This window comes from Martinezella dioscoreae (assembly GCF_009176305.1).
Lineage (GTDB): Bacteria > Pseudomonadota > Alphaproteobacteria > Rhizobiales > Rhizobiaceae > Rhizobium > Rhizobium dioscoreae.
Map to the genome: position 1 here is coordinate 877,482 of NZ_BLAJ01000003.1, position 14,919 is coordinate 892,400.

General features: G+C 60.2%; 18 protein-coding genes. 8 read left to right on the forward strand and 10 right to left on the reverse strand.

What is annotated here, in order from left to right:
• Positions 1-41: 41 nt before the first annotated feature.
• Entirely contained in the window at positions 42-755 is a 714-nt protein-coding gene (locus tag GDN47_RS16135; RefSeq protein WP_152093757.1) for an anti-sigma factor, read from the reverse strand.
• On the reverse strand, positions 752-1,291 hold the full coding sequence (locus GDN47_RS16140; RefSeq protein WP_145322308.1) for a sigma-70 family RNA polymerase sigma factor: 540 nt from the start codon (positions 1,289-1,291) through the stop codon (positions 752-754). Before GDN47_RS16140 ends, GDN47_RS16135 begins: the two co-directional genes overlap by 4 nt.
• Positions 1,292-1,576: 285 nt before the next feature.
• On the opposite strand from GDN47_RS16140, the gene argB reads away from it, so the two are divergent.
• A complete protein-coding gene (gene argB / locus GDN47_RS16145; protein WP_015338657.1) occupies positions 1,577-2,464 on the forward strand; it encodes an acetylglutamate kinase in 888 nt (295 codons plus the stop codon).
• Between the two features lie 66 nt (positions 2,465-2,530).
• Here argB and GDN47_RS16150 read toward each other — a convergent pair whose 3' ends face one another.
• A complete protein-coding gene (locus GDN47_RS16150) occupies positions 2,531-3,301 on the reverse strand; it encodes an isocitrate lyase/PEP mutase family protein (protein WP_095433830.1) in 771 nt (256 codons plus the stop codon).
• A gap of 217 nt (positions 3,302-3,518) precedes the next feature.
• On the opposite strand from GDN47_RS16150, the gene GDN47_RS16155 reads away from it, so the two are divergent.
• Both GDN47_RS16155 and GDN47_RS16160 read left to right on the forward strand, forming a co-directional pair.
• Positions 3,519-4,223, forward strand: a complete 705-nt coding sequence (locus GDN47_RS16155; protein ID WP_152093758.1) for a pyrimidine 5'-nucleotidase — start codon at positions 3,519-3,521, stop codon at positions 4,221-4,223.
• 113 nt (positions 4,224-4,336) lie between these two features.
• A complete protein-coding gene (locus tag GDN47_RS16160; protein WP_113330013.1) occupies positions 4,337-5,035 on the forward strand; it encodes an EF-hand domain-containing protein in 699 nt (232 codons plus the stop codon).
• A gap of 71 nt (positions 5,036-5,106) precedes the next feature.
• Here GDN47_RS16160 and GDN47_RS16165 read toward each other — a convergent pair whose 3' ends face one another.
• Positions 5,107-5,994 carry an LOG family protein gene (locus GDN47_RS16165; protein WP_152093759.1) on the reverse strand — a complete coding sequence of 296 codons (888 nt, stop codon included), beginning with the start codon at positions 5,992-5,994 and terminating at the stop codon, positions 5,107-5,109.
• A gap of 215 nt (positions 5,995-6,209) precedes the next feature.
• On the opposite strand from GDN47_RS16165, the gene dapD reads away from it, so the two are divergent.
• From dapD to GDN47_RS16180, 3 genes are all read left to right on the forward strand, one after another.
• Positions 6,210-7,067, forward strand: a complete 858-nt coding sequence (dapD, locus tag GDN47_RS16170; protein WP_069611177.1) for a 2,3,4,5-tetrahydropyridine-2,6-dicarboxylate N-succinyltransferase — start codon at positions 6,210-6,212, stop codon at positions 7,065-7,067.
• A 159-nt stretch (positions 7,068-7,226) separates the two neighbouring features.
• The gene (gene dapE, locus GDN47_RS16175) at positions 7,227-8,420 is read left to right on the forward strand and encodes a succinyl-diaminopimelate desuccinylase (protein ID WP_152093760.1); all 1,194 of its coding nucleotides are present in this window, start codon (positions 7,227-7,229) and stop codon (positions 8,418-8,420) included.
• Positions 8,407-9,006 (forward strand): hypothetical protein, encoded by a 600-nt coding sequence (locus GDN47_RS16180; RefSeq protein WP_069611175.1) that lies wholly within the window; start codon positions 8,407-8,409, stop codon positions 9,004-9,006. The genes dapE and GDN47_RS16180 overlap by 14 nt, the downstream gene beginning before the upstream one ends.
• 12 nt (positions 9,007-9,018) lie before the next feature.
• On the opposite strand, the gene arsC is transcribed toward GDN47_RS16180, so the two are convergent.
• The 6 genes from arsC to def form a co-directional block, all read right to left on the reverse strand.
• On the reverse strand, positions 9,019-9,420 hold the full coding sequence (gene arsC, locus GDN47_RS16185) for an arsenate reductase (glutaredoxin) (RefSeq protein ID WP_152093761.1): 402 nt from the start codon (positions 9,418-9,420) through the stop codon (positions 9,019-9,021).
• Positions 9,398-10,204 carry a tRNA pseudouridine(38-40) synthase TruA gene (gene truA, locus GDN47_RS16190; protein WP_152093762.1) on the reverse strand — a complete coding sequence of 269 codons (807 nt, stop codon included), beginning with the start codon at positions 10,202-10,204 and terminating at the stop codon, positions 9,398-9,400. Before truA ends, arsC begins: the two co-directional genes overlap by 23 nt.
• Complete coding sequence (gene fmt, locus GDN47_RS16195) at positions 10,204-11,151, reverse strand: methionyl-tRNA formyltransferase (protein WP_152093763.1); 948 nt, start codon at positions 11,149-11,151, stop codon at positions 10,204-10,206. The genes truA and fmt overlap by 1 nt, the downstream gene beginning before the upstream one ends.
• Before the next feature lie 72 nt (positions 11,152-11,223).
• On the reverse strand, positions 11,224-11,643 hold the full coding sequence (locus tag GDN47_RS16200; protein ID WP_113330006.1) for a type II toxin-antitoxin system VapC family toxin: 420 nt from the start codon (positions 11,641-11,643) through the stop codon (positions 11,224-11,226).
• 15 nt (positions 11,644-11,658) lie between these two features.
• Positions 11,659-11,919 (reverse strand): FitA-like ribbon-helix-helix domain-containing protein, encoded by a 261-nt coding sequence (locus tag GDN47_RS16205; RefSeq protein WP_113330005.1) that lies wholly within the window; start codon positions 11,917-11,919, stop codon positions 11,659-11,661.
• Between the two features lie 65 nt (positions 11,920-11,984).
• Positions 11,985-12,500 (reverse strand): peptide deformylase, encoded by a 516-nt coding sequence (gene def / locus GDN47_RS16210; RefSeq protein ID WP_095433821.1) that lies wholly within the window; start codon positions 12,498-12,500, stop codon positions 11,985-11,987.
• A 186-nt stretch (positions 12,501-12,686) separates the two neighbouring features.
• Here def and GDN47_RS16215 point away from each other — a divergent pair, with 186 nt between their 5' ends.
• A complete protein-coding gene (locus GDN47_RS16215) occupies positions 12,687-13,865 on the forward strand; it encodes a DNA recombination protein RmuC (protein ID WP_152093764.1) in 1,179 nt (392 codons plus the stop codon).
• Positions 13,866-13,966: 101 nt separating this feature from the next.
• Positions 13,967-14,866: a ribokinase gene (locus tag GDN47_RS16220; protein WP_152093765.1), complete on the forward strand. Its 900-nt coding sequence runs from the start codon at positions 13,967-13,969 to the stop codon at positions 14,864-14,866.
• Positions 14,867-14,919 lie beyond the last annotated feature (53 nt).

Here is a 14,919-nt window from a genome sequence, read left to right on the forward strand (position 1 = left end):
GGGAGTTTCAGCCGCGATCGTTTTTCGGGAGGCGAAATTCCTCAGGGCAAATGGATCGTGCCGGAAGCAACCACATCGCCCGTTGGTTTGCCGGTCGGCGAGCCGCCAAAGGGCTCGACACTGACGGCGATGATGGCGCCTTCAGTCAATTTGGCGTGAAGTTCCGGCGACAAGACGATTTCCCCATCGCCGGTCGGTGGCAGTATGCCCAGCGCCTCGGCGGGATCGCTGCCGCGAATCAGCCAGAGCTCCAGCGATTTCTCCTCGGGTTTGCCGGCGGCGACCGGCGTAATTTTCAGGCGCCCATTGGCGACGTCGTAATTGGCGAGGAGATTGAAGGGACTGTTCTGGCCGGAAAGGGATGCGGTGAGCTGCTTGCCCGGGCTCGTGCGCAAGCCGCCTTCATTCGTGATGGCGAAGACGAGTACGCCGGCCGCCAAGAACAGCGAGCCCAAGGCGACCGAGCGCCACAGCATCAGCGAATTCCAGAGATGGGCGCCGAACGCCGCTTCGCCGAAAATCCGCTTTTCGATCTTCGGAAATACGGCGGCCGCAGGCGTCACCGCCTCATATTCCTCGTTGAATTCCGAGAGATTCTGCTCCCAGCGGCTGACGATTGCGGCGAACTGCCGGTCGCTGCGCATGCGGCGCTCGACCTTCTGCCGGTCTTCCAGGGAAAGCACGCCAAGCACATATTCTCCGGCCAGGACTTCATCGCGGGAGCGGCCTCCCTTGCTTTGATCGGGCGTACTCATCGGTCCATGCACTCTCTCAGTCTGATTAGGCTTCGGCGCAGCCAGGTGCGCATAGTATTCAATGGCACAGCGTGTTGGTCGGCGAGCTCCTGGTAGCTCAAGCCCTCGACATAGGCGCTGCGAACAGCCCGCGCACGATCAGCTTCCAACTCTTCCATGCACCTGTCAATCCGCCTTCCCTCTCCCTTCACGATTGCTTGCTCTTCGGGGCCGGGTTCCAGGTCGGCGAGATCGTAAGCGCTGTCTATTTCGTCAGCTACGGGCTTGCGGGCACGGACGAAATCGATGGCGCGATTGCGCGCGATCGTCATCAGCCAGGCCATTGCCGGCCCTTCCGCAACAGCAAATTGCTCGGCCCGCTGCCAGACCTTGATATAGACCTCCTGCAAAACCTCTTCAGCATCCGCCTTGTTGCCAACGATGCGCAGGCAAACACCGAGAAGTTTCGGGCTGGTACGCTTGTAGAGTACGGCAAAGGCTTTCTGGTCGCGCATGGCAATGCGGCCGATCAGCGCTTCCGTCTCCTCGCTCGCCATCCAAATCCCCGGGGTACAACGCCTGCACCATCTTTAGAAGAAAACTCCGCCTCGGCAAACGCATCCGCACCATCAATTTCGGCGACGCTAATGTGACATAGCGTCAACGAAAGTGCAGCGCGATCTTTCAGATGCACTTTTCGCGCTTTAGGTCTTTGGTTTTTCGCATATCGTTGTCGCAAAACCGCTGAACACCTTTGCGCGACATGCTTTAATCCCGAGATCATTATTCCCTCTGTCAAAAACTTGAGATAAAAGGCCGCGATCAATTTCGAAGGGTGCACCATGTCCGAAGCCCAAAGCGAACTCCAAGCCAACCTGCTCGCACAGGCGCTGCCCTATATGCAGCGTTACGAAAACAAGACCATCGTCGTGAAATATGGTGGTCATGCCATGGGCAATGTCGAACTTGGCAAGGCCTTTGCGGCCGATATCGCGCTCCTGAAGCAGTCCGGCGTCAATCCGATCGTCGTCCATGGCGGCGGCCCGCAGATCGGCGCCATGCTGACGAAGATGGGCATCGAATCGAAGTTCGAAGGCGGCTTGCGGGTCACCGACCAGAAGACGGTCGAGATCGTCGAAATGGTGCTCGCCGGCTCGATCAACAAGGAAATCGTCGCGCTGATCAACCAAACCGGTGAATGGGCGATCGGCCTTTGCGGCAAGGACGGCAACATGGTCTTCGCCGAAAAGGCGCGCAAGACCATCAAGGACCCCGATTCCAACATTGAACGCGTACTCGATCTCGGTTTCGTCGGCGAAGTGGTCGAAGTCGATCGCACGCTGCTCGATCTGCTTGCCAAGTCCGAGATGATTCCGGTCATTGCCCCGGTCGCCCCCGGCCGCGACGGCGCGACCTATAACATCAACGCCGATACCTTTGCCGGCGCGATCGCAGGTGCGCTCAGTGCCACGCGCCTGCTTTTCCTCACGGATGTTCCCGGCGTCCTCGACAAGCAGGGCCAGCTCATCAAGGAATTGTCCGTAGCCCAGGCCCATGCGCTGATTGCCGACGGCACTATTTCCGGCGGCATGATTCCGAAGGTCGAAACCTGCATCGACGCCATCAAGGCCGGTGTTCAGGGCGTCGTTATCCTCAACGGCAAGACGGCCCATTCCGTGCTGCTCGAGATCTTCACCGAGCGCGGTGCGGGCACGTTGATCGTTCCCTGATAGGGCACACTCATTGAGAAAATTCAGGCGCTCCGCAAACGAGATTGCGAGGCACCGAGGGGCTCGTCAGGACGGCCGATAGATCGCTTCGGCCTCGCTTTTCAGCATTCCCATGACCGAACGATAGGGAGCCGGCCCATAGCTGATGCGGCTGACACCCAGCCTTGCCATGGTCTCATTGTCCGGCGTGGTCGGCCGCACCATGATGTTAACAGGCAAAGGCGAGCGTTCGCAGAGGGCGCCGATCAGATCCGGTTCGACCAGGCCCGGCGCGAAGAAACCGCTGGCACCGGCCTCGGCAAAAGCATCGGCGCGCTGAAAGGCATCGTCCAGCAGCAGCTGATGATGCGCCGTATCGCTTTCCTGCAGGAAAAGATCGGTACGAGCGTTGATGAACAAGGGCATTTCCCGGCGATCGGCCATCTCGCGAATGGCGCGGATGCGTGCTGCCTGCGTTTCGATAGGATGAACGCCCTGGCCGCCGATCACCTGATCTTCGAAATTGATGCCGATGGCGCCGTGATCCATGATCTTTTCGACATTGGCGGCGACTTCCTCAGGCTCGACGGCATAACCGCCCTCGAAATCGACCGACAGGGGCAACGGGCTCGTCACCGAAATCAGCCTGGCGGTCACCGCCAGCAGCGATAGCGGGATTGCTTGGCCGTCTCCGAAACCATTGGCAGCGGCGACCGACCAACTCCCCGTTGCCAGCGCCTTGGCGCCCGCCTCCGTGACCGCCTTGGCAGAACCCGCATCCCAAATATTGAAAAGGATCAGCGGCTCACCTTTCTTGTGCAGCCGCGCGAATTCTTGCGCCTTTTCCACCTGACTCATCGCATCCCCTCCGAAAAGTCCGGCCGGGTGATTTCTCCTCCGCGACCCAAAAGAGCGTAAGCTCTCCCTCACATGGCAAATAGAGTAAAACCCCGGAAATCAATGGTAAAATCATAGCCGGCATTAGATCGCACGGCAATCTCCCCAAAATGGTTGAGATGCGGCAGCATGAATATTTCCCTTCCCTCGTCCGGAGCGGGCGTGCCATAAGACAGGCATGAGCCAGACAAAAACACTATCCGAGCCAGCCGATTTCTCCCACATCCGTGATTGGGTATTCGATCTCGACAACACGCTCTATCCGCATCATGTCGATCTCTTCGCGCAGATCGATAAGAACATGACGGCTTACGTCTCCACCCTTCTGAACATGGAGCGCGAAGAGGCCCGCAAGCTGCAGAAGCAATATTATCTCGATCACGGCACGACACTGCAGGGTTTGATGATCCATCACGGCATCGACCCCAACGACTTCCTGGAGAAAGCGCACGCGATCGACTATTCGGCGCTGACGCCGCAGCCGGAGCTCGCCGCCGCCATCAAGGCACTGCCGGGACGCAAGTTCATCTTCACCAATGGCAGCGTCAAACACGCCCAGGCGACGGCCGGTGCACTCGGCATCCTCGATGGCTTCGACGATATTTTCGATATCGTCGCGGCTGACTATGTGCCGAAGCCTGCCGGCAGCACTTACGACAAATTCATGAGCCTTCATCGTGTCGATACGAACAGAGCGGCCATGTTCGAGGACCTGCCGCGCAATCTCACGGTACCCAAAGCGCTCGGCATGAAGACGGTACTTCTTGTACCGCAAAATCTCGAGACGACGGTCGTCGAATGGTGGGAACGGACCACCGGCGAAGACGACCACATCGACTACGTGACCGACGACCTCACTACCTTTCTGAAAGCGCTGGTTTAACTGTTCATTAGGACGTGGTTACCAAAGTTTCATGCGCCTTACAGAGGTTTAATTGGTCGTTTTCGACCGCCAGCCGTATCGTTTGACCATTCCTCGACACGAAAGGAAAAACGATGAACGGGAAAAAACTTCTTCTGGCCGGACTTTCCGTAACCCTGCTTCTCGGCGGTGCCGCACAGGTGGCGCTCGCTGCTTCGCGTGACGGCGATGGTGGGGGCAGGCATCATCATCACGGCCGCTGGCACAGACCGCATATTTCGCCAGAAGTCCTTTACGTGCGCATGCTGAAGGAATTCGGCAATCCCGGTGACACGAAGCTCACCAAGGATGAGGTCAAGGCTGGCGTCGACAAGATCTTCGACCAGATCGACGTCAACCACGACGGTGAGATCACCCCCGGCGAATATCGCGCCTACCGCCAGGAGCAGATGAAGCAGTGGCGAGCCGAGCATGCCAAAGCCGATGATAATCAGGCTCAAAATGGCCAGGCTTCGGGCGGCGATCAGTCCCCGGGTAATCAGACCCAAGACAATCAGGCGCAGAGCAATCAGGCTCCGGCCGACCAGTCCAAGAGCGATCAGGCTCAAAACGACAATGACAACGACAAGGGTGGCGAAGCCCATCGCCATCACAGACCGCATGGCCGCTTCATGCACGAAGCTATGGTCTTCCGCTTTGCCGATACCGATCAAAGCGGCCAGATCAGCAAGAAGGAGGCCGAAGACGCCATGAACAAGCTCTTCGACCGGCTGGATCGCAATCATGATGGTGTCGTCAACCTTGACGACATGCCGGGCCGCCCGCTGCTCTAAGCCGATCGCTCCGGCAACAAACCCATGAACAAAGGCCCGCCCTCGCCCAAGCGACGGCGGGCTTTTCGTTATCAGTGCCCGTTGTCGTGGTGGCCGTTGTCGTGCTCGTAGAAATCGGCGACGATCTTCCAGGCCTCGTCGGCGGTATCGACGAAGCTGATGAGGTTCACATCGTCCGGCGCGATGGTGCCGAACTCCGCCAGCGCATCGAAATTGATGATGCTGCGCCAGAACTTTTCACCAAAGAGAATGAGCGGCAGGCGCTCCATGCGGCCGGTCTGGATGAGCGTCAGGCATTCGAACAGTTCGTCGAGCGTGCCGAAGCCGCCCGGGAACACCGCGATCGCCTTAGCTCGCACCATGAAGTGCATCTTGCGGATCGCGAAATAATGGAAGTTGAAGCTGAGTTCCGGCGTCACATAGGCGTTCGGCGCCTGCTCGTGCGGCAACACAATGTTGAGGCCGATCGAGGGCGCGCCTTCTTCTGCCGCACCGCGATTGCCCGCTTCCATCACGCCAGGGCCGCCGCCGGTGACGACGACGTACTCATGGAAGTCGAAGCCGGCGGAATAGCGCGAGCAGAGTCGGGCGAACTTGCGCGCCTCCTCGTAATAGACCGATGCGGCTTCGAGATTGGCGCGCTGCACGTCATTGCGAGCAGCCCAGGCATTGGTGCCGGGGGCGGGAATACGTGCGCCGCCGAACATCACGACAGTCGACTTGATGCCGCGCTCGGTCAGCGACATTTCGGTCTTCAGCAATTCCAGCTGCAGGCGGATGGGCCGCAATTCCTCACGGCAGAGGAAATCCTCATCTGCATAGGCAAGCCGGTAGGATGGCGACATCGACTGCGGCGTGCGCGGCACCGACTCGGCCCGCTGCTTGTCCGCCGAGCTCGTCTTCAACGGGTCCCAAACCCCGTCCTTGCGCCTCAGCCTGCCGTTCTTCGCCTTGCTCATCTATTCATGCCTTTCAAATCGATCATGACGGGCAGTTTCCGTCCGCGAACGGAAATAGCCAAGCTCTTGCATATGCCCCTACAACGCCTTGAATCCAAGCTCAATCGGCGCGGAAAAGACATTCCATTTTCGGCATGCATGCTATAGGACCAATCGACCGCATCCGGAGCTTTATCCGGAAAACACGATAGGCCCTGACGTTGTAAGGAATTCCCATGAGCGCTACCGATCTCGCCTCCCTCGAAAAGTCCATCGAGGCTGCCTTCGACAATCGCGACAATGTGAACACGTCGACGCGCGGCGAAGTCCGCGATGCCGTCGAAACGGCGCTCAATCTCCTCGATAGCGGCAAGGTTCGCGTGGCCGAACGTGGTGCCGATGGCAACTGGACCGTCAACCAGTGGCTCAAGAAAGCGGTTCTGCTCTCCTTCCGCCTCAACGACATGAAGATCGTCGAAGGTGGCTCCGGCGGCGCCACCTGGTGGGACAAGGTTCCCTCGAAGTTCGAAGGCTGGGGTGAGAACCGCTTCCGCGAAGCGGGTTTCCGCGCCGTGCCGAACGCAGTCGTACGTCATTCCGCCTATATCGCCCCCAACGCCATCCTGATGCCGTCCTTCGTCAATCTCGGCGCTTATGTCGGCGAAGGCACCATGGTCGACACCTGGGCGACGGTCGGCTCCTGCGCTCAGATCGGCAAACATGTGCATCTTTCCGGCGGCGTCGGCATCGGCGGCGTGCTGGAGCCGATGCAGGCCGGCCCGACCATCATCGAAGACAATTGCTTCATCGGCGCCCGCTCCGAAGTCGTCGAAGGCTGCATTATCCGCGAAGGCTCCGTGCTTGGCATGGGCGTGTTCATCGGCAAGTCCACCAAGATCGTCGATCGCGCCACCGGCGAGATCACCTATGGCGAAGTTCCGCCATATTCGGTCGTCGTCGCCGGCGCGCTGCCGAGCGGCAACACCATGGCAAACGGCCAACCGGCCCCGAGCCTCTATTGCGCCGTCATCGTCAAGCGCGTCGATGAAAAGACCCGCTCGAAGACCGGCATCAACGAGCTGCTGCGCGACTAATCTCGCAAAATTTCGGAAGCGCGGTTGCTATATCGCGCTTCCCTCATGCTTGCCGGGTGAGCATGCCTGTGCGATTGCTGGAATCGCGGCAAAGATTTTCGAGTCGTCCCCGATCCTTTGCCATCGCTTTGCCATTTCCCGCCGGATAAGTTGCCTCCGATGACCGTTACCAATCCCATTACGAACCTGCAGACCCTGATCCGCTGCGCCTCCGTCACCCCGGCCGAAGGCGGCGCGCTGACCGCGCTTGCCGATATGCTGCAGCCACTCGGCTTCAAGATCGATCGCATGACGGCGAGCGAGGCGGGAACGCCCGATATCGAAAATCTCTATGCGCGGCTCGGCACGGACGGACCGCATCTGATGTTTGCCGGGCATACGGATGTGGTGCCGGTCGGCGATGCCGCTTCGTGGAGCCACCCGCCCTTTGCCGCTGAAATCGCCGATGGCGAGCTTTTCGGCCGTGGCGCCGTCGACATGAAGGGCGGCATTGCCTGCTTCGTGGCGGCGGTTGCGCGTCATATCGAGAAGCATGGCAAACCCGCCGGCTCTATCTCCTTCTTGATCACCGGCGACGAAGAAGGACCCGCGATCAACGGCACGGTCAAGCTGCTGCAATGGGCGGCCGAGCGCGGCGAGACATGGGATGCCTCGCTCGTCGGCGAACCGACCAATCCTGACCGGCTCGGCGACATGATCAAGATCGGCCGCCGCGGCTCGATTTCCGGCACTATCACCGTCCAAGGCGTTCAGGGCCATGCCGCCTATCCGCACCTTGCCGACAACCCGGTGCGCAGCATCATCAAGCTGACGGAAGCGCTGCTCGATCCACCCTTCGATGCCGGCACGGACAATTTCCAGCCGTCGAACCTCGAAGTGACGACGATCGACGTCGGCAATACCGCCACCAATATCATTCCCGCCAAGGCGACTGCTGCCTTCAACATCCGATTCAACGACACCTGGACCGCCGATACGCTGAAGGCGGAAATCCTGGCACGCCTGGATGCGGCCGCCGCCGACGAGACGCTGCGGCCCGGGCGTCCGCCGGCGAAATACGACATCGTCTGGTCGGAGCGCCCGAGCCAAGTCTTCCTGACGCGAAACAATGCGCTGATTGCCTCGCTCTCCTCTGCCATCGAAAACATCACCGGTCAAAGGCCGGCGCTGTCGACCACCGGCGGTACGTCCGATGCCCGCTTCATCAAAGACTACTGCCCCGTCGTAGAATTCGGGCTTGTCGGCCAGACCATGCATATGATTGACGAGCGTGTGGCGCTCTCGGATCTCGAAACGCTGACCGGGATCTACCAGACCTTCATCCAGCGCTGGTTCGAGAATGCCGAGCTTTAAGGAAGTCCAATACTACCTGTCCGGCCTGTGGCTGCTGATCCGGATGGATGCACGCGGCTTCCAGTATCTGGACATATCGGACCGCGGCATGATGCGTTCCTTCTGGGCAATTCTCTGGTGCTTGCCGTCGATCGGCATTTCATGGCTGTGGTGGCAGAAGGCCTATTTAACTGCCATGCCGCCGGAGACATCGACGGGCCTTGCTTTCTTTCTGCGCCTGGCCTTGGTCGAATTTGCGAACTGGTTGATCCCGCTCGTGCTTGCTGGCGTGTTGCTGCTGATTTTTCGCTTCGGCGACAAGTTCACGCCGATCGTTGTCGTCGTGAACTGGCTTGGCGTGCCGACATCCTACCTCAATGCGCTGCTCATCGCCTTGATCGCCTTCGTTCCCGGGTCCAGCGGGTTGGCGGCGCTGCTGTGGCTGGCACTGATGATGGCGATCATCTTTTCGCTGGCGCGCATGCTCAGAATGATCTGCGGTACGCATCCGCTCTTCATCGGCACGCTGACGCTGGTGCTGCTCATTCCGACCATGCTGCTGACGGACTTCCTGCAGCGCTTCCTCGGCGTCTATCCGCCGGGCTGAGGCAGTCGCGTTCTAGCGGTTGACGACCTCACCATCTTCCTTGGTCAAAGGGCCGATGTCCGGGTTCGGCAGGATATCGAGCAGGAGTTCGGAGGGGCGGCAGAGACGCACGCCTTTCTCCGTCACCATGATCGGGCGGTTGATCAGGATCGGGTGCTCGATCATCCCGTCAAGCAGCTGATCGTCGGTGAGATCGGGATTGCCAAGACCGAGTTCGTCATAGGGCGTTCCCTTTTGGCGGAGAAGATCACGAACCGTCAGGCCCATGGCGGCAATGAGCTCCACCAGCCGTTCGCCGCTGGGCGGCGTTTTCAGATATTCGATAACGACGGGTTCTTCGCCGGACTGGCGGATCATCGCCAGCGTGTTGCGCAATGTGCCGCGGGCTGGATTATGATAGATCGTCACCGTCATCGATATCCTGCACTTCGCTGCCGTCCGAGCCGGCACCGTCACGATAATCCACCTGCATGAAATAGAGCCCATCCGGCGGGGCGACAGGGCCGCAGGCCTTGCGATCCCTGGCTTCCAGTGCCGCGCGCACATCCTCCGGTGTCCATTTGCCCTCGCCCGCAAGCTTCAGCGTACCGGCGAATGAGCGGATCTGATTGTGCAGGAAGCTTTGCGCGGTGGCGCGGATCTCGATCAGTTCGCCGCTGCGCGTCACGTCCAGCCGGTCGAGCGTGCGCACCGGGCTGTTTGCCTGGCAATGCGCGGAGCGAAAGGTGGTGAAATCATGCCGTCCCACAAGGGTCTGCGCCGCGGCATGCATGATCTCATGATCCATATCCTTCGGCACCCACCATGCACGGCCGGCTTCCAGTGCAAGCGGCGCACGGCGGGCGATGATACGATAGAGATAGTGGCGGCGGATGGCCGAGAAGCGTGCATCGAAGCTTTGGTCGACCTCGACGATATCGAGAATGGCAATGCGGTCACCGGCCATCCTCAGATGGGCATTGAGCGCATTGCGCAGCGTATAGACCTTCCACTCCTTGGAAAGATCGGCATGCATGACCTGCCCCATGGCATGGACGCCTGAATCGGTGCGCCCTGCGCCGCGGATCGAAACGGTTTCGCCAGTCAAGGACAGGATGGCGCCTTCGATCGCGCCCTGCACAGAGGGACCGTTTTCCTGCCGCTGCCAGCCGACATAGGGAATGCCGTCATATTCGACGGTCATTTTGTAACGCGGCATCAGGCTTGCTCCGAGGCGAGCACGGTGCCCAGCGAGATCGGCGTGCCGCGCAGGAAATCCGCCGCCGCCAAAGGCTTGCCGCCGGCCTTCTGCAACTTCGTGAGCCTGATGGCGCCGGAGGCGCAGGCAATGACGAGATCCTCTGTCAGCACCTGGCCAGGCGCTCCATTACCATCGGCCAATTCCGAACCCAGCACCTTGATGCGTTCGGGGCGGCCGGCGATTTCGGCTTCGAACCAGGCGCCGGGAAAAGGCGACAGGCCGCGAATGTGATTATGGACATCGGCTGCCGGCCTGCCGAAATCGATGCGCGTTTCGCCTTTGTTGATCTTTGCAGCATAAAGAACGCCTTCGGACGGCTGCGCGGTCAGTGGCAGTTCATCGTGCTCCAGCTTATTCATGGCCTCGGCCATGGCTTTTGCGCCGACGAGCATCAGCTTGTCATGCAGTTCACCCGCGGTCATGGCGTCCCCGATCTCGACTTCGCGTGTCAGCGCGACCGGGCCGGTATCCAGCCCCTTGTCCATCTTCATGACCATCATGCCGGTTTTTTTGTCGCCGGCCATGATCGCCCGTTGGATAGGGGCTGCCCCGCGCCAGCGCGGCAGTAGGGAGGCATGGCCGTTGTAGCAGCCGAGACGCGTGCCCGACAGAATTGCCTCCGGCAGCAACAGGCCATAGGCGACGACGACGGCGACATCCGCGTTCAGATCGCGAAAGCGCTGGCGCTCGTCCGGATCCTTGAAGTTGACGGGCGTGAAGACCGGCAGGCCCAACAGCTCAGCCGCTTGATGCACCGGCGATTTCTGCAGATCCAACCCTCGCCGGCCGCCGGGACGCGGCGGCTGTGTATAAACAGCACGAATCTTGTGACCGGCATCGATCAGGGACCGCAATGTCGGCACGGAGAATTCGGGCGTTCCCATAAAGATGATGTTGAGCGACATGCGATCCATCCGGCTAAGATATCAAGTTTCGAATGACCCGGCAGTGACGGCACGCGCCATTGGGGTCAGACGCTAGCCGCCTTCAAACGGGTTTATGAGCTTGAGATCAAGCCCCTCGAAGTCTTTTGTGTTGCGCGTGGCCAATGTCGCGCCGTTCGCAAGGCAGATGGCGGCGATCATGGCGTCCTTCGTTTCCATCCTTCGCCCAATCTTGTGGCGCTGAGCGGAGATTACTCCGTATTGATGGGCAGCATTGCTCGAAAATCCCAGAACGCGGCCCGAAAACTCTGCCTCTATCGCGTCCAGCTCCGCAATCAACGCCGCCTTGCGCTTCCCGTCAGCCAGGAGCTCCAGTCCGAACCTGATCTCGCCGATGGTGATGGTTGTCAGAAAAACGGCCTCGATGGCGACGCTATCAAGCCAGGACAATATGCGTTCACTATGCAGCCGCCCTTGCAGCTCCGATACGACATTCGTGTCCAGAACGATCATGCGCACGCCACGGGGCTAGTCGAAATGGGGCGGTTCGCGATCCGGCGCATTTCGAAACGTGTTGATCGCCTCAATTTCTTCTTCGCTCAGCTTTTCTACGCCGAGAACAGCTCTCAATCGCTGCCCCGCCGACTCGCTTCCATCCCGCTCGCGCCCGAGCGACTGACGCAGCAGTTCGATCGCCTCATCCGAGAGGCTGCGGCCATGCCTGCTGGCATTGGCCTGCAACTGCTTCTTCAAGCTGTCCTCGATGCCGCGCAACAACAGATCGCCCATTCGCGCCTCCATTTGATATCAATGATATCATAGGCATCTCAGGCCGATCTTTCAATGGCCGGGGACTATAGAGCCTTCGACTTGGCGGCCTTGGTGAACTTCTTGATGACCATGTCGCGCTTCAAGCGCGAGATATAGTCGATGAAAAGCACGCCGTTCAGGTGGTCGATCTCATGCTGCACGCAGGTCGCCAGCAGACCATCGGCCTCGGTGAGCTGCTCCTTGCCGTCGCGGTCCAGATGCTTGACGGTGACGCGTGCCGGGCGCTCCACCTCGGCGTAGTAATCCGGAATCGAGAGGCAGCCTTCCTCGTAAACTGAACGTTCGTCCGAAGACGCGACGATCTCCGGATTGATGAACACCAGCGGCTTCTTCTCTTCGCCCTCGCGCGCGACATCGATGACGAGCATGCGGCGGGGGACGCCGATCTGGATCGCCGCAAGGCCGATGCCCGGCGCGTCATACATGGTTTCCAGCATGTCGTCGGCGAGGCGCTGAATTTCGGTATCGATCTGCTCGATAGGCTTCGAAGCCTGGCGGAGCAGCGGGTCGGGCAAAATGATAAGTGGCTTGATCGTCATGACGTTTCCCATAACGCATCTTGTTGTGCGATGGAATCGCCAAGATGGCGGTGAGGCAGTGTTTTTTCAACGGCAGCGATCCAAACGGCCACGGATGGCCTCGAAATTTTGTTCACGGTTTGATCTGGATATTCACAACGATTTTGCTATGCTTGCGCGAAGAACTTCATCAGCGCGCCAGGTTTCATGTCTTTCATCATCTTCGGCCAAGCCATTTCCACGGTCCAGCTTCTGACCGGCCTCGTTTTCCTGCTTGCGATCGCAGTCATCGTCCTTTTCGTCCGCGGCAGGGCGCAGGCGGAGGACGATGAGCTCGATGCCGAGCATACGATGGCGGCGCTGCTGCGGTCGCAGGCGGAGATGCAGGGACGGCTTGCCACCATGGCGGAAGTCTTCGGCTCCAGACAGGCCGAGCTCAATCAGGCCATCGGCCAGCGTCTCGACGGGATGTCGCAGCGGATGACGGCGACCATCGGCGAGCAGACGCGCGCGACCCATGAGAATCTGCGCCGCCTGCAGGAAAGGCTCGCCGTCATCGATGCCGCGCAGACCAATATCCAGACATTGGCAAAGGATGTCGTCGGCCTGCAGGCCATCCTTTCCAACAAGCAGACGCGTGGCGCCTTCGGCCAGGCACGCATGGAAACCATCATCGCCGATGGACTGCCGATGGGCGCCTATGCATTCCAGGCGACGCTATCGAACGGCTCGCGGCCGGACTGCACTGTTCGCATGCCCAATGGCTCGCCGCCGCTCGTCATCGATGCCAAGTTCCCGCTGGAGGCCTGGAACGCCATTCGTGCCGCCGCCAATCCCGATCAAGGCCGGATCGCGGCCCAGCAATTCCGTAGGGATTTGGAGCTGCATATTCGCGACATTGCCGAGAAATACCTCATTCCCGGCGAGACGCAGGATACGGCCTTTCTCTTCGTGCCGTCCGAGTCGATCTTCGCCGAGATCCACGAGAATTTCGAGGCGATCGTGCAGAAGGCCCAGCGCGCCCGCATCGTCATCGTCTCGCCCTCGCTGCTGATGCTGTCGATCCAGGTCATTCAAGCCGTGCTGAAGGATCAGCGCATGCGCGAGCAGGCTCATGTCATCCAGAGCGAAGTGGCGCATCTGATGGACGACCTCTCGCGCCTGGACGAACGCGTGCGCAAGCTACAGGGTCATTTCGCCATGGCGCAGAAGGATGTCGACATGATCGTCACCTCGGCCGACAAGCTGGCGAGACGCGGTGAGCGGATAGAAGCGCTGGAATTCGAGGCCGTGAAAGAGCCCGCCAAGACACGCGCGGAAGAACGGCCCAAGCCGGCCGACAACCGCGCGAGCCAACTCAAGCTCAGGGTGGTTGACGAAGACTGATCGCTTCGGCAGTGTCGCGCCCAATCGATGCATGATCCGAAAAGACAAAGGCAGCCTTCGGGCAGGATCATGCAGACGCAACACCCAGGGCAGGATATCGCATGATCACTATTTTCGGCTCCATCAACATGGACCTCATCGCCACCACGGATCGTTTGCCGAAGCCGGGCGAAACGGTTGCCGGCAACGGCTTTTCCACGGCCGCCGGCGGCAAGGGCGCCAATCAGGCGCTGGCTGCCCGGCGGGCCGGCGCGACAGTGCGCATGAGCGGTGCCGTCGGCAATGACGGCTTTGCGGAACCCGCGCTGGACCTGCTTCAGACGGCAGGCACGGATCTTTCCACTGTCCGGCGGGTGTCCGAGCCGACCGGTACCGCTCTCATTCTCGTCGGCGGCGACGGCGAGAACATGATCGCAGTCGTTCCCGGTGCCAACGGCACGAACACGGCCGAAGACGCAACAGCCGCCGTGGCGGCCCTGAACCCCGGCGATACGTTGATGCTGCAGTTTGAGATCCCGGTCGCAGCCGTCGAAACCGCGCTCAACGCCGCGAAGGCAAAGGGCGTGCGCACAGTGCTCAATCTTGCTCCTCTGATCCCGGAGGCTGCCCGCCTCGGCCGCCTTGCCGATATCGTCATCGCCAACGAGACCGAATTCGAGAGACTGGCCGGCCAGGACAACATGTCGGCATCCGAGCGCGAGGCTGCCCTCGTTCGCCTGCACGGCGAAACCGGCCAGACGCTAATCGTCACGCTCGGCGGCGACGGCGTCATCGCCATCCGCGACGGCGAGCTTTCTCGCGCCAAGGGTCTCGTGATCGAGCCGGTGGACACCGTCGGTGCCGGCGACACCTTTTGCGGCTATTTTGCCGCAAGCCTCGATCAGGGCCTGGATTTCCACGCCAGCCTGCGCCGTGCCGCCGTTGCCGGTTCGCTGGCCTGCCTGAAGTCGGGCGCACAGCCTTCCATACCGGTTGCCAGCGAAGTCGCCGAAAAGCTTTAAAGCTAAAATTCCATAAGCATTGCGAAGCGCAATTAATTAAATTTTTGCGCTTC